This window comes from Streptomyces sp. NPDC111520 (genome assembly GCF_055635295.1).
The window spans coordinates 588,508-608,416 of sequence record NZ_JBVKBW010000003.1; the positions used below are offsets into that span (position 1 = coordinate 588,508).

A 19,909-nucleotide genomic window follows, 5' to 3' on the forward strand; every position below is an offset into this window, starting at 1 on the left:
GCCGGTCAGCGCCCGGGCCACGTCCAGTCGGCGACCTCCGGCAGGTCCGTGCCGTGCTCGCGGATCCACGCGTGGTGCCGCAGCCGGGCGTCCTCCATCAGCTGGCGCACGGGCGCGGCCCGTACCGCGAGTCCCGGCACCCGGTCGATGACGTCCATGACCAGCCGGAAGCGGTCGAGGTCGTTGCGGACGACCATGTCGAAGGGCGTGGTCGTGGTCCCGATCTCCTTGTAGCCGCGCACGTGCAGGTGGGGGTGGCCGGCACGGCGGTAGGCGAGGCGGTGGATGAGCCACGGGTAGCCGTGGTACGCGAAGATCACCGGCTTGTCGCGGGTGAAGAGCGCGTCGTACTCCGGGTCGGCCATGCCGTGCGGGTGCTCGTCCTTGGGCAGCAGCCGGGCCAGGTCGACCACGTTGACCACCCGCAGCGCCAGCTCCGGCAGGTGACGGCGGATCAGCGAGGCGGCGGCCAGCACCTCCTGGGTGGGTACGTCCCCCGCGCAGGCGAGGACGACGTCCGGCTCGCGGGTGCCGTCCTCCGTCCCCGCCCACTGCCACACGCCGGCGCCGCGGGCGCAGTGGGCGCGGGCGGTGTCGAGGTCGAGCCAGTCGAAGCAGGGCTGCTTGCCGGCGACGACGACGTTGACGTAGTCGCGGCTGTGCAGCACGTGCTCGGCGGTCGACAGCAGGGTGTTGGTGTCCGGTGGCAGGTAGACGCGTACGACCTCGGGCGCCTTGTTGAGGATGTGGTCGATGAAGCCGGGGTCCTGGTGGGAGAAGCCGTTGTGGTCCTGCCGCCACACGTGCGAGGTCAGCAGGTAGTTCAGCGAGGCGATGGGCCTGCGCCAGGCCAGTTTCCGGGTGGTGCGCAGCCACTTGACGTGCTGGTTGACCATCGAGTCGACGATGTGGACGAAGGCCTCGTAGCAGGAGAACAGCCCGTGCCTGCCGGTGAGGAGGTAGCCCTCCAGCCAGCCCTGGCAGGTGTGCTCGGAGAGGATCTCCATGACGCGGCCGTGCCGGTCGAGGTGTTCGTCGACGGGAAGGACCTCGGCCTGCCAGGCCTTGCCGCTGGCCTCGTAGACGGCCTGGAGCCGGTTGGAGGCGGTCTCGTCGGGGCCGACGAGCCGGAAGTCGCGGCGTTCGGCGGTGTCGGCCATGACGCGTTCCAGCAGGCCGCCGAGGACCCGGGTGGGCTCGTGCAGGGTGACGCCGGGCTTGTCGACCTCGACGGCGAACCGCTCCAGCGGCGGCACGGGCAGGTCGTGCAGCAGCAGCCCGCCGTTGGCGTACGGGGTGGCGCCGAGCCGCAGGTCGCCCTCGGGGACGCAGGCCAGCACCTGTGCGGTGGGCGCGCCGTGCTCGTCGAACAGTTCCTGCGGCCGGTAGGAGCGCATCCACTCCTCGAGCTGCCGCAGGTGCTGCGGGTTGTCGCGGACCGCGGCCAACGGCACCTGGTGGGCGCGCCAGGTGCCCTCCACGGGCAGGCCGTCGACCTCGGCCGGCCCGGTCCACCCCTTGGGGGTGCGCAGCACGATCACGGGCCAGCGCGGACGCCCGCGCCCCCCGCCGTCGCGACCCCCGCCCTCGCGCCCGCCGCCCTCGCGGGCGGCGCCCTGGATCTCCGCGATGCGGTCCAGGGCGGTGTCCATCGCCTCGGCCATCGCCGCGTGCACGGCCAGTGGTTCGTCCCCGGTGACGTGCAGCGGCTCGTGGCCGTAGCCGCGCAGCAGTTCGTCGAGCTCGCTCTCCGGGATCCGGGCGAGCACGGCCGGGTTGGCGATCTTGTAGCCGTTCAGGTGCAGGACGGGCAGGACGGCCCCGTCGTGGACGGGGTCGAGGAACTTGTTGGAGTGCCAGGACGCGGCGAGCGGGCCGGTCTCGGCCTCGCCGTCACCGATCACGCAGGTGACGACGAGCCCGGGGTGGTCGAAGGCGGCGCCGTAGGCGTGCGAGAGCGAGTAGCCCAGCTCACCGCCCTCGTGGATCGAGCCGGGGGTCTCCGGTGCGACGTGGCTCGGCACGCCCCCGGGGAAGGAGAACTGCCGGAACAGCCGGCGCATGCCCTCCGCGTCGCGCGGGACGTCGGGGTAGGTCCGCGAGTACGTGCCCTCCAGCCACGAGTTCGCGAGGACGGCCGGGCCGCCGTGCCCCGGTCCCCAGACGGCGAGTGCCCGCTGCCCGCGGGCCTTGATCACCCGGTTGAGGTGGGTGTGGACGAGGTTCAGGCCGGGCGAGGTGCCCCAGTGGCCGAGCAGCCGTGGCTTGATGTGTTCGGGGCGGAGCGGTTCGGTCAGGAGCGGATTGGCCATCAGGTAGATCTGGCCGACGGCCAGGTAGTTCGCGGCGCGCCAATGGGCGTCGAGGGCGCGGAGCTCCTCGTCGTGCACGGCTTCCTCCGGGACATCGGGTACGGGAGACCTCTCCTTCCCAGACTCGGCATTCCCGGTGACGGTCCGCTAGGGCCGGACGGGGTCTCTTCCGGGCCGTCCGGACGCCGGCGCGATGTCCGACCCGGGCCCTGATGTGGAGTGCGCGTGCCGGAGGAGGAGGCAGGGAAGATCGCGGATTGAGCGGATCCGGGCGAACCGGACCGCTTTCGGCGCATCCCCGGCACGGCGGGCCGCCAGGCCCTACGTTCCCGGAACCGGCCCCGTGAGGACGCCGCGAAGGACAGGGGGACGACGATGCACGAGACCCGCACCGACACGGCGGCCCCGGCGGTCGGTGACCCGGCCGCCGGGGAGATGTTCCGCGCGCTGCTCGAGGCGGCCCCGGACGCCATGGTCATCGTGGACGGCACCGGCGTCATCAGACTGGTCAACGCCCAGACGGAGTCCCTGTTCGGCCACACCCGGCAGGAGCTGCTGGGCCGCCCCGTCGAGGTACTGGTCCCCGACCGCTTCCGTGGCCACCACCCCGCCTACCGGCACGGCTACGCGGACAACCAGCAGGTGCGGCCGATGGGCGCCGGCTTGGAGCTGTACGGGCTGCGCAAGGACGGCCGGGAGTTCCCGGTCGAGATCAGCCTCAGCCCGCTGCAGACCGCCGACGGCCTGCTGATCTCCGCGGCGGTCCGCGACGTCAGCGAGCGCAAGGCGGCGGAGGAGCGCATCAACGAGCTGGCGGTGCTCGTCGAGTCGTCCCAGGACGCGATCCTCGCCAAGACCCTCGACGGCCGGATCACCTACTGGAACGCCGCCGCGCAGCGGCTGTACGGCTACTCGGCGGAGGAGGCCATCGGCCGGCACGTGTCCATGCTGGCCCCCGCGCACCTGAAGGAGGAGATCGCGGCCCTGCTGGAACGCCTCGCCCGCGGGGAGCGGGTGGAGCACTTCGAGACGCTGCGGGTGACGAGCACCGGCCGCCTGCTGGACGTCGACGTGACCCTCTGGCCGATCCGCGGCCGCGACGGGGCCATCGTGGGCGCCTGCTCCATCGTGCGCGACATCGCCGACCTCCGGCGCGCCGAGGAGGAGCTGACGGAGCTGTACCGGCAGCAGCGGCACATCGCGCTGACCCTGCAGCGCAGCCTCATGGGGTCGCCCGCCGAACCGCCCGGCATGCGCACCGCCAGCCGCTACTTCCCCGCCACGCAGGGCGCCGGGGTCGGCGGCGACTGGTTCGACCTCATCCCGCTGGGCGGCGGTCAGGTGGGCGTGCTCATCGGCGACGTGATGGGACGCGGCCTGGAGGCCGCCGCGGTGATGGGGCAGCTGCGGTCGGCGGCCCGCGCCCTGGCCAAGACCGGAATACCCCCGCGGCAGTTGATGCAGGCGCTCGACGCCTTCGTCACCGACCTGCCCGACCAGCTCGTCACCTGCTGCTACCTGGTGGTGGACCCCGACGCGGGCGAGGTGACGGTCTGCTCGGCGGGACACCTGCCGGTCCTGCTGGTGGACCCGGGCCCGGGCGCGGCCGTCCGCGAACTGCCCGCGCCGATCAGCGTGCCGCTCGGCGTCGGCGAGGTGCCGCACCAGCAGGTGTGCCTGCCGGTTCCGGCCGGGTCGACGCTCGTGCTGTACACCGACGGGCTGGTCGAGACGCCGCGCTCCGACATCGACGAGCAACTGCGCCGGCTCGGCGCGGAGCTGCGCACCTCCTTCGCCCGCTCCCCCGGGCTGGAGGAGGCCGCGGACATGGTGCTGGCCTCGCTCCGCCCCGACGCCGACGGCCACGCCGACGACGTCACACTGCTGCTGGCCCGGCTCCCCGAGGCGCCGCTCGCCGCGACGGCCATGGAGGTGACGGCCGTCCCCTCGGCGGTCGCCGAAGGGCGCGGCTTCGTCCGCGAGACCCTGGCGCAGTGGGGCTGCGCGGGGGTCTCGGACGCCGCCTGCCTGCTGGCCTCGGAGGTCCTCACCAACGCCGTGCGGCACGCCCAGGGGCCGCTGCGGTTGCGGCTGCACCGTACCGAGCGGGAGATCACCGTCGAGGTGACCGACCACAGCACGCACATCCCGCAGCGCCGTCCGGCCGAGCTGGGCGACGAGTCGGGGCGCGGCCTGCTGCTGGTGGAGGCGCTGGCCGCGGGCTGGGGCACCCGGCCTTCCAGCGACGGCAAGACCGTGTGGTTCACCCTCCGGCTGGCGCATGGGTGACGCCGGGGACGGCGGCGCCGGGCGCTTCGGTCATCTCGACGAAGTGCGGGTTGTACATCACGCCGAGCAGGTTCCCGAAGGGGTCGACCGCCGCGCCCGCCACGAAGCCGTGGCCGTGGTCGCGCGGAGCCTCGTGCGGGCGGGCCCCCAGGGAGAGCAGGCGCCCCCAGACCGCCTCGACGTCGTCGACGTGCCAGTAGGCGACCACGCCGGCGGGCGCGGAGGGCGTACGGGAGACGCCCAGCTCCTGGCTGTGGTCACCGAGCCGGAACTCGATGTAGTCCGGTGTGTCGAAGTAGGGCCCGACGCCGAGCAGTTCGGTGTACCAGGCCTTCGCGGCCGCGAGGTCCTCCGCGTGGTAGCGGATGGTGGCCAGACCGCGGAATGTCGTCGTCATACCGTCATGCTCGCGCGCCTTGCGGTCGGTTCCGGTCCGCATCGCGCGAGTCCCGGCGCCCGGACGGCGGTGCGGACGTCACCAGGGCCGCGCGCCGCCCGTCCCGGTCCGGGGCCCGTCCGTAGCATCGGTTCCATGGCAACCCTGTGGGAGCTCATGCGCGACTGCATCCCCGACGACCACGCCCGCCAGGTCACGTCGCGCTTCTACCTCGACGAGGTCATGGCCTCCGCCCAGGCACCGGACCGGGTGGTGGACCTCGGGTGCGGCCGGGGCACCTCGGCCGCGCTCTTCCGCCGGCACGACCCGCAGGTGCGCTGGGTGGGCGTCGACATCAGCGACTCCCCCGAGGCGCGGCAGCGCACCGCCGGCGGCGACCCGGTCCTCCACTACGACGGCGTCCGGCTGCCCTTCCGCACCGGCGCGGTCCCGCTGATCTACTCGCACCAGGTGTTCGAGCACGTCTCCCGCCCCCGGGAGCTGCTGGCCGAGATCGGCCGGGTGCTCCGGCCGGGCGCCGTCTTCATCGGCAGCACCTCGCAGTTCGAGCCGTACCACTCCTTCAGCCTCTGGAACTACACGCCGTACGGTTTCCGGGTGCTGGTCGAGGAGGCCGGGCTGGCCCTGGAGGAGATCCGGCCCTCGCTGGACGGGGTGACCCTCATCATGCGCTCGTACCACGGCCGCCCGTCCGAGTACGGCCGCTACTGGGACGAGACGTCACCCCTGAACGCCGAGATCGACACCTGGGCGCGGCGCACGAAGCGCGGCGCCGCCCTCGCGAACCTCCGCAAGCTCACGTACTGCGGGCAGTTCGCGTTCCGCGTCCGCAAGCCGGCGGACGCCGGCGCGACGGCGCCTGCCTGACGTTCCGCCACCTACGGCACCTGCTGCAACGACTGCGGACCCAGATCCCCCGGCCGGGAGTGGCCCGACAGGGCGAGGGTGAGGTCGAACTCGGCCAGCAGGCAGCGGATGACGTGCTCGACGCCCGCCTGACCGTCGAGGCCGAGGCCGTAGGCGTAGGGGCGGCCGAGGAGGACGGCGGAGGCGCCGAGGGCGAGGGCCTTGAGGACGTCGTCACCGGTGCGGACACCGCTGTCGAAGAGGACGGCGACGCGGTCGCCGACGGCACGGGCCACCGCGGGGAGGGCGTCGGCGGCGCCGATGGCGCCGTTGACCTGGCGGCCGCCGTGGTTGGAGACGACGACGCCGTCCATGCCGGCGTCGGCGGCCAGCCGGGCGTCGTCGGGGTGCTGCACGCCCTTGAGGACGATCGGGCCGTCCCAGTTCTCGCGCAGGAAGGCCAGGTCGGGCCAGGTCTTGCCGGGGTCCGAGAACATGCCGACGAAGTGCAGGACGGCGGCGTTCAGGTCCTGTTCGACGGGCTTGGCCAGGCCCGCGAGGAACGCGGGGTCGGTGAAGTAGTTGGCGGTGCCGATGCCCTTCAGGAAGGGCAGGTACGCCTGGTCCAGGTCGCGCGGCCGCCAGGCGAGCAGCGGGGTGTCGAGGGTGACGAACAGCGCGGTGTAGCCGGCGGCCTTGGCGCGGCCCAGGAAACTGCGCGTCACCTCGCGGTCCTTGGCCCAGTACAGCTGGAACCAGCGTTCCGCGTCGCCCATGGCCTCGGCGACCTCCTCCATGGGCGTGCTGGACGCCGAGGAGAGCACGAACGGCACGCCCTGCGCCGCGGCGGCACGGGCGGCCGCGCGCTCGGCGTCGGGGTGCACGATGGACAGCACCCCGACCGGGCCCAGCGCGAGCGGGGCGGCCAGCGTACGGCCGAGGACCTCGACGGACAGGTCGCGCGCGGACACGTCGCGCAGCATGCGCGGCACGATCCGCAGCCGGTCCAGGGCCTCCCGGTTGGCGCGTTCCGTGCGGCCGCTGCCCGCGCTGCCGGCGACGTAGCCGAAGGGACCGGGGTCCAGGCGCTCGGCGGCCAGCGCCTCCAGCCGTGTCAGGTCGGTGGGGAGCGCGGGCAGCACGCCCGCGAGCCCGTTGAGGTAGATCTCGTACTGGTGGTCCGCCCGGTCGCCCATCCCTGTCCCGTCTCTCGGTGCCGAGAGGAGGACTGTGTCAGCACCGCGACGCCGCGTCCACCGTCCGGTCAGGCCCCCGGCAACTCGGCCGCCATGTCGGCGCGTACGGCCGCGTTGCGGCGGGAGATGACCACCGCGGCGGCGACGGCGCCGGCCGCGAAACAGGCCGCGACCGTCCAGGGGCAGTCCAGTACGTCTCCGGTCACGTGGTCCAGGGAGTAGCGGCCGGGTCCGGCGACACCGATCGCGGCCGCCGTGAAGCCCAGGAACGCCGGGAACTCGAAGCCGCCCGAGGCGGAGAAGAAACCGGCCGGCAGGTGCACGGAGACGGCGCCGGCCATCCCGCCGGCGGCGGCCGCGCCCGCGGCCGGGGTGGCCAGGCCGAGCGCCAGCAGGGTGCCGCCGCCCGCCTCGGCGAGGCCCGAGGCGAGCGCGCTGCGCCGGCCGGGCCGGAAGCCCATGGACTCCATCGCCTCGCCCGTGCCCTCCAGGCCGTGGCCGCCGAACCACCCGAAGAGCTTCTGGGAGCCGTGCGCGACGAGCACCGCGCCGGCCCCGAGGCGCAGCGCGAGCAGTCCGAGGTCCTTGCGGCGGCTGTTGGGCATGGCGGGGTCCTTCCGGGCGTGGTGCGGGGCGGTGGGGGCGCGTACGGCCAGTTTCGGCGCCCGCCGCGGGCCGCGCCGCCCGCGGTGGGCCGTACGGGCGGTCGGGAGGCGGGCCGGGTGGCGGGGCGGGTAGCGGGGCGGAACGCGGGTCAGGAGGCGATGGCCACGGCCTGCCGCACGCAGTCCTCGGAGCCGAGCGCGCGGAGCATGAAGTCGGCGAGGTCGGCCCGGCTCACCCGGGACCCGAGGCCCAGCCGCAGGTCGGGGCCGGTGCGGTAGACACCGGAGTAACGGCCGCCGGTGATCACCGCGGGCCGCACGATCGTCCACAGGTCGCCCTCGGCGCGGATGACCTCCTCCTGCCGGTCCTTGTCCCGCATGAGGGCCGGGATCACCAGCGAGGTCACGACCCGGTACGCGCCGCGCCTGCCGGGCCCGCACCCGTACGCGCCGACGGCCACCAGCCGGCGTACGCCGAGCGCCCGCATGGCGGGGAGGATCCGCCGCATCCCGTCGGCGCAGACGGTCCCGCCGCGCGGGGGACGGGTGCCCAGGGCGCTGAGCACCCCGTCGGCGCCCGCGACGACCCGCCCGACGGCCTCGGCGTCCCGGACGTCGCCGGGCACCACCGTCAGCCGTTCGTGCGGGGTGAGGGCGGCGGGGTCGCGGGCCAGGGCGGTGACCTCGTGGCCCGCGTCGAGCGCCTGCGTGACGAGTTCGCGTCCCACATGACCGGTGGCTCCGAAGATCGCGATACGCATGTCGGCGTGGCTCCGGGTCGGGGAAGGGTCACCAGCCATCCTGGGCCACCGCCCGCCGGGCGGCTACTTCAGCAGCCGCGACATCCTGCGGTCGGCGAGCGGCTTCCCGCCCGTCTGGCAGGTCGGGCAGTACTGCAGGGAGGAGTCGCTGAAGGAGACCTCGCGGATGGTGTCCCCGCAGACGGGGCACGGTTCGCCGGTCCGCCCGTGCACCCTCAGCCCGGTCTTCTTCTCGCCCTTCAGATCGCCCGCGGCGAGGCCGCGGGAGCGCTCGACGGCGTCCTGGAGGGTGGTGCGCAGCGCTTCGTACAACCGGCTGACCTCCTCCTCGGAGAGGTTCGCGGCGAGCGCGTACGGCGACATCTTCGCCGCGTGCAGCACCTCGTCCGAATAGGCGTTGCCGACACCGGCGATGACGCCCTGGTCGCGCAGGACGCCCTTGATGCGGCGGCGTTCGCCGGAGAGGAGGCCGGCGAAGACCTCGCGGGTGAAGGCGGGGTCGAGCGGTTCGGGGCCGAGGCGGGCGATGCCCGCGACGTCCTGGAGGTCCCGGACGCAGTACACGGCCAGCCGCTTCTGCGTCCCCGCCTCCGTCAGGTCGAAGCCGGCGCCCTCCGGTTCGGCCATCAGCAGCCGCAGCGCGAGCGGGCCCTTGCCCGGGCGGGGCGGCGCCGTGGGCAGGTCGTCCTTCCAGCGCAGCCAGCCGCCCCTGGCCAGGTGGACGGCGAGGTACGGGCCCTCGCCGCCGTCGGTGGTGAACACCAGGAACTTGCCGCGCCGGCCGACGGAGGTCACGGTGCGCCCGTGCAGCGCGTCCAGCGGCGGGTCGTAGGTCTTCAGGACGCTCACCGCCACCGGCAGGACCCTGCCGACGGCGTGCCCGGCCATCCGGCCGGAGAGGAACCCGGCCAGGGCCTCGACTTCGGGCAGCTCCGGCATGCGACCAGTGTGCGCCCCGGGGCGCCGGGGTGCGAACGCCGACGGGACGGTTCCACCCGGTTTCTCCGTCAATACCGCACCATGAACAGACAGTTGGATCTTCGGGAGAACTGGACATCGGGCCGCCGGATGTGAATGATCGCAGCCATGGCCGATTCTCTCCCCCTGCCCGCCGAGGCACCGAACCACCTGGACCCCGGTGCGCTGGACCCCACCGAGGTGATACCCCGGCCGCAGCCGGTGGAGGCCGGTGAGGCCGCGGAGGTCAGGGTCATCAGCGGGGAGGTCGTCGGCGGCCGTCACCGCGGGCAGCGCCGGGGGCCCGGCCGCGGCTCCCTCGGCACGGCCGTGCTGACCGCGACCGGCGCGGTCGCGGGGCTGTCCATGCTCATGCCGCACGGCGGCGCGGGGGGCGTCGCGGAGGCCGCCCAGGAACCGGCCAGCACCGTGCCGGACGGGGTCGTCGAGGACGTCATCGTGCCGACCGCCGCGGGCGCCGCCGTCGCCGCGGAGTCCCCACAGGCCGGCACCGAGGTGGTCACGAAGGCCGCGTCGACGGGCACGGGTACGGGCACCGCCACGACTCAGGGCACGGGATCCGGCACGCGCGACGCCGCCCGGACCGACGCCCCGGACGACACCCCCACCCCGGGCCGCCACGCCCGCGTCAGCGGCAGCTGGGACAGCGACGAGTGGCAGGAGGCCGTGTCCCGCGCCATCGCCGCCCACCGCTCGGGCGAGCAGGGACACCACAGCGGCCGCCACCGCGCCGGCAACGACTCCGGCTGGACCGGCACCCAATGGGGCGGCACCCGCCACGGCGGCTGGCCACGCGGCTGACGCCCCTCCCCACCCCCGAACGCGGCCCCGCGCGACGCGCGGGGCCAAGTCACGTCCGGCGGGCCGCCGAGGGTCTCCGATGACACGATCGGATGAACTGCACGGCGCTTCTTGAGCGTCGTCGAATCGGGGGACGGCTCCCGTACGACCCGGCCGCCGCTCGCCCGGCGTCAGGCACCGACGCCGGGCGCAGACCCCAGCCGGAACCGTGGCAACGCCAGGCCGGCAGAAGCCGGCTCGGGTGCCAAAGAGGCCACCCCACGCGCCGCACACCGCTCCGAGCCCGCACGCATTGAGACCGGCCGCCGACCAGCCCGCACCACCCCGCGCACGACGCCACACCCAGGCCCGGGCCGGGCACCGCATCGACGCCGGGGTCAGGGGAGTTCCTGCTCGGCCCAGATCGTCTTGCCCGTGGGGGTCTGGCGGGAGCCCCACCGCTGGGTGAGCTGGGCGACGAGCAGCAGGCCGCGGCCGCCCTCGTCGAGGATGCGGGCGCGGCGCAGGTGCGGGGCGGTGCCGCTGGTGTCGGAGACCTCGCAGATCAGGGTGGCGTCGCGGATCAGCCGGAGCTGTATGGGGCCGCCGCCGGCGTAGCGGATGGCGTTGGTGACCAGTTCGCTGACGACGAGTTCGGTGAGGAACACGACGTCCCCGAGCCCCCACTCCCGGAGTTGCTCCGCGGCCCTCCTGCGGGCGTCGGCGACGACGGCCGGGTCGTCGGGCACCTCCCAGGTGGCGACCTGGCGGGCGTCGAGCGCCCGGGTGCGGGCGACGAGCAGGGCGATGTCGTCGCCGGGCCGGTCCGGCAGCAGCCCGTACAGCACGTTGTCGCAGAGCTCCTCCAGGCTCCCGGCGGGCCGGATGAGCGTCCGGGCGAGCAGCGCGAGTCCCGCGTCGACGTCGTGCCCGGCGGATTCGATGAGGCCGTCGGTGTAGAGGGCCAGCAGGCTGCCCTCGGGCAGTTCCAGCTCCGCCGACTCGAAGGGCAGCCCGCCCAGTCCCAGCGGTGGGCCGGCGGGCAGTTCGGGGAACTCGGCCCGGCCGCCGGGCAGCACCACGGCGGGCGGCGGGTGGCCGGCACGGGCCATGGTGCAGCGCCGGGAGACGGGGTCGTACACCGCGTACAGGCAGGTGGCGCCGACCTCCCCGGAGAACTGCTCGGAGACGCCCGCGACGCCCTGCCCCTCCTCCATGTCGAGGCGCACCACCAGGTCGTCGAGCTGGGTGAGCAGTTCGTCGGGCGCCAGGTCGACGTCGGCGAGGGTCCGCACGGCCGTGCGCAGCCGTCCCATCGTCGCCGAGGCGTGCACTCCGTGGCCGACGACGTCGCCCACGACGAGCGCCACCCGGGCGCCGCTGAGCGGGATCACGTCGAACCAGTCGCCGCCCACGCCCGCCCGGGAGCCGGCCGGCAGGTAGCGGGAGGCGACCTCGACGGCGGCCTGCCGCGGGGAGCGCCGCGGGAGCATGCTGCGCTGCAGGGTGAGGGCGGTCGAGCGTTCCCTGGAGTAGCGGCGGGCGTTGTCCACGCAGACGGCGGCCCGGGCGGCGATCTCCTCGGCGAGCATCAGGTCGTCGGCGTGGAAGGCGTCGGGGGTGCGGTGCCGGATGAAGATCGCCAGGCCCAGGGTGGTGCCGCGGGCGCACAACGGGACGACCATCAGTGAGTGCACGCCGTAGTCGACGACGCTCTTGCCGCGGGCGCGGTCGTACTCCGTCCAGCGCCGGATCTCCGGCTCGTGGGTGCGGTGCAGTGAGCCCCGCCCGGTGACGAGGGCGCGGGCGGCCGGTGTGTAGTCGGGCACCGTGTCCAGCTCGCCGATCTGCGCGGCGGCCTCGGGACAGCCGGGCAGTACGGACTGGTGGGCGACGCGGCGGAAGGCGAGGTCGCCGGTGGCGGGCAGGGGGCCGGGCTCCTCGCCGCGGACGACGGAGTCCAGCAGGTCGACGCTGACCATGTCGGCGAAGCGGCGTACGGAGACGTCGGCGAGTTCCTGCGCGGTGCGGGTGATGTCCAGGGTGGTGCCGATGCAGGTGCTCGCCTCGTTGACGATGTCCAGCCGGCGCCGGGCGTGGAACTGCTCGGTCGTCTCGTACACCGCGGCGGACACCCCGGTGACCTGCCCCGATCCGTCCCGCAGCGGGAAGACGAGCATCGCGTAGGCGTGGTCGCGGTCGTCGCCGGGCGGACGGCCCAGGCTCTCCAGGCGCGCGGTCTCGCCGTTCCTCATGACCGCTTCCTGGACGCGGTCGAACTCCTCGAAGGCCGCTCCCGGCATGAACTCGCGCAGCCGCAGTCCGCGTACCTCCGCCACCCTCTTGCCGACCAGCCGCTCCATCGCGGCGTTGGCGGTGCTGAGGCGTACCTCGCGGTCGTAGACGGCCACGGCGACCGGGAGCTGGTCGAGGACCCTGGCGTCCAGTTCCGGCCGCTCGGGGGCGGTCACGGTCGCGGTGACGGTCCAGTGCGCGATGCCCGCGGCGTCACAGAGGAGGCGCAGGCCGAGCCGGACCGGCAGTCTGCGGCCGTCCCGGTGGCGTAGGGCGACGGGGCCCGTCCAGGACCGCCCGGCGGCGATCCGGCGGAGTGCGGAGAATGGCAGCGGGTCGGCGAGGAGGCCGACGGCGGGCCGGCCGAGCACCTCGGCGGAGGACCAGCCGAGCAGGCGGCGGGCGTCCTCGCCCCAGGCGGTGAGCACTCCGGTGTCCCCGGCAGCGACGGCCGCGGCCGCGGGCGGCGTCGGCCCGTGGCGCTCGTCCCCTCCCCCGTGCTCGCCGTGGCCGGTGCGCCTTCCCATGGGTACGTCCTCGCCCTCATGGCCGTCCCCCTCAGCATGGTCCTCCGCCGGTGCGCTCTCAACCGGCGTGCGCGGCGGCGGTGCGGCGCGCACGGCACGGGGCCGCCGGCTCACGCGCTGTCGCCCTCTGGGCAAGGCCGTCCGGACGAACGAGACTGAGGCCAGGCGAGCGTGAGGAGTGGCGCAGGTGACGGTGAAGGTCGACGGGCCGCTGACGGCCTCCCCCCGGCGCGCCTCGCCCTGGACACGCGGCACGGCGGCCGTGGCGGCGGGGGCGCTCCCCGCTCTGGCGTTCCCCGCGCCCGCGCTGTGGTGGCTGGCGTACATCGCCCTGGTGCCGTGGATGCTGCTGGCGCGTGCCGCGCCGACCGGGCGGCGGGCCGCGCTGGACGGATGGCTGGGCGGGGCCGGCTTCATGGTGGCCGTGCACCACTGGCTGATCCCGAGCCTGCACGTCTTCATCGTGCTGATAGCCCTGCTGCTGGGGGCCCTGTGGGCGCCGTGGGGGTGGCTGGTGCGCCGGCTGCTCGGGGGCGCCCCGGACGGCCGCTCGGTGGTGACGGCGGTGGTGCTGGTGCCGTGCGCCTGGCTGCTGGTCGAGCTGGTGCGGTCGTGGGAGTACCTGGGCGGGCCGTGGGGGCTGCTGGGCGCGAGCCAGTGGCAGGTGACGCCGGCGCTGCGGCTGGCGTCGATCGGGGGCGTGTGGCTGGTCAGCTTCCTGGTGGTGGCCGTCAACACGGCGCTGGCGGCGCTGCTCGCGGTGCCCTCCGGCCGGGCGGCCGCAGGGTCGGTGCTGGCGGCCGCGGCGGTGGGGACGACGGCGGTGTGGGCCTGGGCGCCGGTCCCGTCCCGCGGCGGGGAGTCGGTGCGGCTGGCGGTGGTGCAGCCGGGGGTGGTCGACGGGCCGCAGCCGCGCTTCGACCGGGGCGAGGAGCTGACCCGTACGCTCGCGGGCCGGGGCGTGGACCTGGTGGTGTGGGGGGAGAGCAGCGTCGGCTTCGACCTCTCGGCCCGCCCCGACCTCGCGGACCGGCTGGCCGCGCTGTCCCGTGACATCGGCGCCGCCGTCCTCGTCAACGTGGACGCGCGGCGGGCGGACGGCCTCGGGATATCCAAGACCTCGGTGCTGATGGGCCCGGACGGGCCGGTGGGCCCGAGCTACGACAAGATGCGGCTGGTGCCCTTCGGCGAGTACGTACCGGCCCGCACCGTGCTGGGCTGGGCCACGTCGGTGGGCAGGGCGGCCGGCGAGGACCGGATCCGTGGCGACCACCAGGTGGTGATGGACGCGGGCACGGTACGGCTCGGGCCGCTGGTGTGCTTCGAGTCGGCGTTCCCCGACATGAGCCGGCACCTCGCCGACGACGGGGCGCAGTTGCTGGTGGCGCAGTCCTCCACCTCCTCGTTCCAGGAGAGCTGGGCGCCCGCGCAGCACGCCTCGCTGGCGGCGCTGCGTTCGGCGGAGTCCTGGCGGCCCATGGTGCACGCGACGCTGACCGGGACCAGCGTGGTCAACGACGCCCGCGGCGAGCGGATCGGCCCGGCGCTGGGCACGTCGAGCAGCATGGCGCGGGTCTACGACGTGCCGCTGGTCTCGGGGCGCAGCCCGTACGACCGGCTCGGCGACTGGGTGCCCCGGCTGGCCGTCCTGCTGCTCGCCGGGGCGGGGGCGTACGAGGCGGCGCTCAGGAGGTCTGCTCGGTCACGGCCGTGACGACGCGCTCGCACAGCTCGTGGGTGAGCAGCGCGTCGCGGGCGTCGAGGGGCTTGCCGTGCCGGACGGCGTCGAGGAACGCGAGGGCGATCCCCTCTATGCCGCGCTGGCGGGCGACGGGCACCCAGTCGCCGCGCCGGCGGACGGTGGGCTGGCCCTTGTGGTCGACGACCTCGGCCAGGTTGAACACCTGGCGCTTGCTGTCGTGGCCCATGACCTCCAGGACCTCCTCGTTGGAGCCGCTCATGCGGTTCATCACGCCGATCGCGGTGAAGCCGTCGCCGGACAGCTGCAGCGTGACGTGGTGGAGCAGCCCGCCGCGGACCCGGGCCCGGACGTCGGTGTGCTCGACGGGGCCCGGGAGGAGGAAGCGCAGGGTGTCGACGACGTGGATGAAGTCGTCGAAGACGACGGTGCGCGCGGTGTCCGGGTGGCCGATGCGGTTCTTCTGCATCAGCACCAGGTCGCGCGGGTGGTCGGCGCACTGGACGTAACCGGGTGCGTGGCGGCGGTTGAAGCCGACCGCCAGCCCGACGCCGCGCTCCTCGGCGCGGCGCACCAGGTGCTCGGCCCCGGCCAGGTCGTAGGCGAGCGGTTTGTCGACGTAGACGGGGACGCCCGCGTCGATGAGGCGTTCGGTGATCTCGACGTGCGTCTCGGTGGGGGCGTGCACGAACGCCCCGTCGAGCCCCTGGTCGAGCAGGGCGTCGAGGGTGTCGTGGCGGTGCGGGGCCGGGACGCGGTGGGTGTCGCCGACGGTGTCGAGGGTCGCGCGGGTGCGGGTGTGCAGGTGGAGTTCCACCCCCGGCTGGGCCGTGAGCACCGGCAGGTACGCCTTGCGCGCGATGTCGCCGAGTCCGATGACCCCGATCCTGAGGGGTTCCATGTGCCGCTCCCGCCTACGCCTGCCCTGCCCGACCTGTGCCGTCGGCAGCATACGGGCCGGTCGGCGGCCGCCAGTCGGCGATCCCGTCGAGGCTGCGCAGCGCCAGGCGCGGGCCGACCCGGTTGACGCCGGCGAACAGGGCGTCGCGGAGCGCCACGGCGGGCCGGGACGACCATGTGGTGAGCCGCCCGACGCCCCAGGAGCGGCGCACGACCGCGGTCGTGCGGGGCAGCCGCTGCGCGGTGTACGCGGCGAGGGCACCCGCGAGGGCGTCCTCCCCGGCGTCGGGGGCCGCGAGGTGGGCGAGGACGACGGCGTCCTCCAGCGCCTGGCAGCCGCCCTGGCCGAGGTTGGGCGTCATGGCGTGCGCGGCGTCGCCGAGCAGGACGACGCGCCCCCGGTGGAAGGCGGGCAGCGGGCGCGCGAGGTGGTGGACGTCGTTGCGGAGCACGGTCCCGGGCGCGGCGGAGTCGATCAGCTCGGGGATCGGCCGGTGCCAGTCGCCGAACAGCCGCCGCAGCTCGGCGCGTTCGTCCCCGCCCGGGGCGCGGCCGCCGGGCGCGGTCACGGCAGTGGCGTAGCAGTAGACGCGGCCGCCGGTGAGCGGCACGGTGCCCCACAGCCGGCCGCGCCCCCAGGTCTCGTGCGGCAGGTACGCGGCGGGCGCCGGCACGACCGTGCGCCAGCTGGTGAACCCGCTGTAGCGGGGTCCCGGATGCTCGGGGAAGAGCGCGGCGCGCACGGCGGAGTTGATCCCGTCGGCGGCGACCACCAGATCGGCGTCGACCGTCCCGTCCTCGGTGGTGACCTTCCCCTCGGGCGATGCGGAGACCACCCGGGTCCCGGTCCGCAGCGCGCCGTCCGGCAGGAGGCCCGCGAGCACGGCGACCAGCTCCGCCCGGTGGGCGATGACCACGGGTCCCCCGAAACGTTCGGCCGCGGCTTCACCGCTGGTCCGCGACAGCCAGCGTCCGTCGGGCCGGCGCAGCCCGCCCTCGCCCTGGAACGCCGCCATGGCGCGCACGGCCTCCCCGACCCCGAGCACGTCCAGAGCCCGCAGGGCATTGGGCGCGATGCCGATCCCGGCACCCACCGGTTCCAGCGCCGCCGCGCGCTCCAGGACGGTCACCCGCCAGCCGCGCCTGCGCAGGGCCACGGCGGCGGCCAGTCCCCCGATCCCGGCCCCGACGACGACGGCGTGCGGCTGCGGCGGTGTACGGCCCATGGCGTCCGCTCCCCTTCCCCTTACTACAGGTGTAGTCACTACCGTACTACACCTGTAGTGACCCGAGGAAGACGCACTCCGGGAAGCGGTTCCGTCCCGGGACGAGACCGCCGACAGCCGTCTCCCGGCACCAGCGCCCCGGCGGACAACGGGCCGCGAAGGGCGCAGGCGGCCGCACCGGGCGTGGGACCAGACCCCCACGGGCGACGGATCCCCTACACGCCCCACCGCCGGGGGCGCAGGCAGGACGAGGACCGCCCCGGGCCGCCGCAAGACCACCCCGTGACCCCGAACCGGCCGACAGCCCCTTCCAGGGCCTCCGCCGGGGCCGCCCTGCCCCATGGGCGAAGGGGCCCCGGCCGGGCACCCCCGGCACGCTCCACCGAACCGCCCACGGCGACGGATCCGCTACACCCCCCACCCGCGTCGCCGGAGGCTTACCGGAAACCCTCCGCACGGCCCGCCGGCCAGGCGGGGGTGCACGAAGGACAAGGACCGCCCCGGACCGCCGCAGGACCACCCCGCGGCCCCGAGCCCGCCAACAGCGCCTCCCGGGGCCTCCGCCGAGGCCGCCCTGCCCCAGGGCGACGGGCCGTGGCCGGACACCCACAGCACGCTCCACCGCAGAGAGGTCGCGCCCGGCCCGGCTGCCGCAGGCGTCCCGGGCACCGGGGGCGGAAGGTACGGCGGGGCGGGAGCGCGGAAGGGGACCGGTAGGTTGCCGTCATGAGCACCGCGCAGACCTCCCGGCCCGAGCTGATCGCCGACACCGCGCTCGCGCTGCTCGCGGAGCGCGGCATGCGGGGGCTGACGCACCGGGCGGTCGACGAGGCGGCCGGTCTGCCGCAGGGCTCGACGTCCAACCACGCCAGGACCCGGGCGGCCCTGCTGGAGGCGGCGGTCCGCAGGCTGGCCCTCCGCGAGTCGCAGGCCGCCGGCGCCTCCGCGAGCCGGGCGCCCGCCCCCGGGCCCGAGGGGCTGGCCGCGCTGCTCGCGTACTTCCTGCACCGCTCGGTCACCGAGTCCCGCGACCTCACCCGCGCCCGGCTGGAGCTCGCCCTGGAGGCCACCCGGCGCCCCGAGTTGCGCACGGTCTACGACACCGCCGGCCGTGCCTTCCGCGAGCAACTGGAGGCGATGCTGCGCGCCGTGGGCTCCGCCGAGCCGGAGCGGCACGCGCGGTCCCTCATCGCCTGGTGCGACGGCGTCCTCTTCCACTCCGTCGCGGGCGCCGGGTCCGTGTCACCGCCGTCCGAGGCCGAGTTGCGGGCGGGCGCGGGCGACCTGCTGCGGGGCATGCTCGGCGCCGGCGCCGGAGGCTGACGCGTCGACGCTGTCGGAGGGGCCCGCCATCATGGCGGCATGACGACGTCACCGGAGCGCACCGACCCGCCCTGCACCGCCGACGAGCGCACCATGCTGGAGAGCTGGCTGGACTTCCACCGCGACACCCTCGCGATGAAGTGCGCCGGCCTGGACGACGAGCAGCTTCGCACGGCCGCCGCGCCCCCGTCCGACCTCACGCTGCTGGGCCTGGTCCGGCACATGGCCAACGTCGAACGCGGCTGGTTCCGCAATGTCCTCGCCGGCGAGGACGTCTCGCCGTTCTACCGCAGCGACGCGGATCCCGACGGTGAGTTCCACGACCTCGACAAGGCCGACACCGCCGAGGCGTTCGCCACCTGGCGCGCCCAGATCGTGCACGCCCGCGATGCGGCCCGCGGCCGGTCGCTCGACGAGACCGGGCTGCGGCCCGGCAGGCACGAGGTCTCACTGCGCTGGATCTACGTCCACATGATCGAGGAGTACGCCCGCCACAACGGCCACGCCGACCTGATCCGCGAGCGCATCGACGGCGTCACGGGCGACTGACGCGTCACTCCGGCACCCGGTGCAGCAGCTCGTCGCAACGCACGCCCGGGTCGCCGGAGTGCACGCACAGGCGGACGTCGTCGCGCCAGTCCTCGACGACGCCCAGCCGCGAGGAACCGTCGAGCTCCACGAAGCCGTGGTGGAACGTCCACGTGCCGTCCGTGGTCCTCGCCCCGTCGGTCCACCGGCCCGGGGTGAGGACCTGGGCGGGCATCCGGGAGGCGGAGAAGTGGCCGTCGGGGTCGAACCGGATCGAGCCCTCCCCGTCGTCCGTCGCCCAGGTGCCGATCACCGCGCTCGGCGACGCGACGGATGCCGGTGTCACGTCCGCCTCCAGGAAGCGCAGGATCAGCCGGACGTCGACCGCCAGGGCGAGCAGCAGCCCGGCCGTCCACGCCGCGGCTTCGGCCCGGCGGCGCGCCCTGCTCGTGCGCGGCCCCGTCCATCCCGTCCCGTCCACTCCATGCGCGTCCCCCCTCGGCCCGGGCCGGGCGACGACCCCCGTGCGCCGTCCGGCCCGGGCGGGTCCTCACTCGCCCAGGTTCGGGATGCGCCAGTCCACCGGGTCGTGGCCCTGTGCCTTGAGCGCCTCGTCGATCTGGGTGAAGGGGCGGCTGCCGAGGAAGAGCTTGGCCGACAGGGGCGAGGGGTGGGCGCCCTGGACGACCGCGTGCCGCTCGGTGTCGATCAGCGGCAGCTTCTTCTTGGCGTAGTTGCCCCACAGGACGAAGACCGCCGGCTCGGGCCGGGCGGCGACGGCCCTGATGACCGCGTCGGTGAACTTCTCCCAGCCCTTGCCCTTGTGCGAGTTGGCCTCGGCCTCGCGCACCGTCAGCACCGCGTTGAGCAGCAGCACGCCCTGCTCGGCCCACGGCATCAGGTAGCCGTTGTCCGGGATCGGGTAGCCGTACTCCTCCTTCATCTCCTTGAAGATGTTCCGCAGCGACGGCGGCGTCCTGACGCCCGGCTGCACGGAGAAGCACAGCCCGTGCCCCTGGCCCTCGCCGTGGTACGGGTCCTGGCCGAGGACCAGCACCTTCACCTTGTCGTAGGGAGTGGCCTCCAGGGCCGCGAAGACCTGCTCGCGCGGCGGGAAGACCTTGTGCTTCCCACGCTCCTCCTCGACGAACCCGGTGAGCTGGGTGAAGTAGGGCTTCTCCAGCTCCTCACCGAGGACGGCCTGCCAGGACTCGGGCAGCGTGATGGGCACGACGGGAACCTCCGGT

General features: G+C 74.7%; 16 protein-coding genes and 1 pseudogene. 6 read left to right on the plus strand and 11 right to left on the minus strand.

Annotated features, from left to right (window positions below):
* Positions 1-5 precede the first annotated feature (5 nt).
* Positions 6-2,399: pseudogene (locus ACZ7MY_RS10135) on the minus strand (phosphoketolase family protein); the annotation flags it as partial.
* A 288-nt stretch (positions 2,400-2,687) separates the two neighbouring features.
* On the opposite strand from ACZ7MY_RS10135, the gene ACZ7MY_RS10140 reads away from it, so the two are divergent.
* Complete coding sequence (locus ACZ7MY_RS10140; RefSeq protein WP_499600849.1) at positions 2,688-4,601, plus strand: PAS domain S-box protein; 1,914 nt, start codon at positions 2,688-2,690, stop codon at positions 4,599-4,601.
* On the opposite strand, the gene ACZ7MY_RS10145 is transcribed toward ACZ7MY_RS10140, so the two are convergent.
* Positions 4,576-4,998: a VOC family protein gene (locus ACZ7MY_RS10145; RefSeq protein WP_499600850.1), complete on the minus strand. Its 423-nt coding sequence runs from the start codon at positions 4,996-4,998 to the stop codon at positions 4,576-4,578. The genes ACZ7MY_RS10140 and ACZ7MY_RS10145 overlap by 26 nt on opposite strands.
* Before the next feature lie 135 nt (positions 4,999-5,133).
* Here ACZ7MY_RS10145 and ACZ7MY_RS10150 point away from each other — a divergent pair, with 135 nt between their 5' ends.
* On the plus strand, positions 5,134-5,865 hold the full coding sequence (locus ACZ7MY_RS10150; RefSeq protein WP_499600851.1) for a class I SAM-dependent methyltransferase: 732 nt from the start codon (positions 5,134-5,136) through the stop codon (positions 5,863-5,865).
* Between the two features lie 11 nt (positions 5,866-5,876).
* On the opposite strand, the gene ACZ7MY_RS10155 is transcribed toward ACZ7MY_RS10150, so the two are convergent.
* The 4 genes from ACZ7MY_RS10155 to ACZ7MY_RS10170 form a co-directional block, all read right to left on the minus strand.
* A complete protein-coding gene (locus tag ACZ7MY_RS10155; RefSeq protein WP_499600852.1) occupies positions 5,877-7,040 on the minus strand; it encodes a lactate 2-monooxygenase in 1,164 nt (387 codons plus the stop codon).
* Between the two features lie 68 nt (positions 7,041-7,108).
* Positions 7,109-7,645 carry a DoxX family protein gene (locus ACZ7MY_RS10160; RefSeq protein ID WP_499600853.1) on the minus strand — a complete coding sequence of 179 codons (537 nt, stop codon included), beginning with the start codon at positions 7,643-7,645 and terminating at the stop codon, positions 7,109-7,111.
* 149 nt (positions 7,646-7,794) lie between these two features.
* Positions 7,795-8,406, minus strand: a complete 612-nt coding sequence (locus tag ACZ7MY_RS10165) for an NAD(P)-dependent oxidoreductase (protein ID WP_499600854.1) — start codon at positions 8,404-8,406, stop codon at positions 7,795-7,797.
* Between the two features lie 63 nt (positions 8,407-8,469).
* Positions 8,470-9,345 carry an Fpg/Nei family DNA glycosylase gene (locus ACZ7MY_RS10170; RefSeq protein WP_499600855.1) on the minus strand — a complete coding sequence of 292 codons (876 nt, stop codon included), beginning with the start codon at positions 9,343-9,345 and terminating at the stop codon, positions 8,470-8,472.
* A gap of 147 nt (positions 9,346-9,492) precedes the next feature.
* Here ACZ7MY_RS10170 and ACZ7MY_RS10175 point away from each other — a divergent pair, with 147 nt between their 5' ends.
* On the plus strand, positions 9,493-10,185 hold the full coding sequence (locus tag ACZ7MY_RS10175) for a hypothetical protein (protein WP_499600856.1): 693 nt from the start codon (positions 9,493-9,495) through the stop codon (positions 10,183-10,185).
* Positions 10,186-10,562: 377 nt separating this feature from the next.
* Here the strand turns inward: ACZ7MY_RS10175 and ACZ7MY_RS10180 are convergent, their stop codons facing one another.
* Positions 10,563-12,986: a SpoIIE family protein phosphatase gene (locus ACZ7MY_RS10180; protein ID WP_499600857.1), complete on the minus strand. Its 2,424-nt coding sequence runs from the start codon at positions 12,984-12,986 to the stop codon at positions 10,563-10,565.
* Positions 12,987-13,173: 187 nt separating this feature from the next.
* On the opposite strand from ACZ7MY_RS10180, the gene lnt reads away from it, so the two are divergent.
* Complete coding sequence (gene lnt / locus ACZ7MY_RS10185) at positions 13,174-14,700, plus strand: apolipoprotein N-acyltransferase (protein WP_499600858.1); 1,527 nt, start codon at positions 13,174-13,176, stop codon at positions 14,698-14,700.
* Here lnt and ACZ7MY_RS10190 read toward each other — a convergent pair.
* Together ACZ7MY_RS10190 and ACZ7MY_RS10195 are read right to left on the minus strand one after the other, a co-directional pair.
* Positions 14,672-15,586 (minus strand): Gfo/Idh/MocA family protein, encoded by a 915-nt coding sequence (locus ACZ7MY_RS10190; protein ID WP_499600859.1) that lies wholly within the window; start codon positions 15,584-15,586, stop codon positions 14,672-14,674. The genes lnt and ACZ7MY_RS10190 overlap by 29 nt on opposite strands.
* Positions 15,587-15,599: 13 nt before the next feature.
* Positions 15,600-16,811 carry an FAD-dependent monooxygenase gene (locus ACZ7MY_RS10195; protein WP_499600860.1) on the minus strand — a complete coding sequence of 404 codons (1,212 nt, stop codon included), beginning with the start codon at positions 16,809-16,811 and terminating at the stop codon, positions 15,600-15,602.
* 726 nt (positions 16,812-17,537) lie between these two features.
* Between ACZ7MY_RS10195 and ACZ7MY_RS10200 the strand changes: the two genes are divergently transcribed.
* Positions 17,538-18,134: a TetR/AcrR family transcriptional regulator gene (locus tag ACZ7MY_RS10200; RefSeq protein ID WP_499600861.1), complete on the plus strand. Its 597-nt coding sequence runs from the start codon at positions 17,538-17,540 to the stop codon at positions 18,132-18,134.
* Between the two features lie 39 nt (positions 18,135-18,173).
* Complete coding sequence (locus ACZ7MY_RS10205) at positions 18,174-18,683, plus strand: DinB family protein (protein WP_499600862.1); 510 nt, start codon at positions 18,174-18,176, stop codon at positions 18,681-18,683.
* A gap of 4 nt (positions 18,684-18,687) precedes the next feature.
* Here ACZ7MY_RS10205 and ACZ7MY_RS10210 read toward each other — a convergent pair whose 3' ends face one another.
* Both ACZ7MY_RS10210 and ACZ7MY_RS10215 read right to left on the minus strand, forming a co-directional pair.
* A complete protein-coding gene (locus tag ACZ7MY_RS10210; protein ID WP_499600863.1) occupies positions 18,688-19,143 on the minus strand; it encodes a hypothetical protein in 456 nt (151 codons plus the stop codon).
* 69 nt (positions 19,144-19,212) lie between these two features.
* Positions 19,213-19,893 carry a uracil-DNA glycosylase gene (locus ACZ7MY_RS10215; RefSeq protein ID WP_499600864.1) on the minus strand — a complete coding sequence of 227 codons (681 nt, stop codon included), beginning with the start codon at positions 19,891-19,893 and terminating at the stop codon, positions 19,213-19,215.
* Between the last annotated feature and the right edge of the window lie 16 nt (positions 19,894-19,909).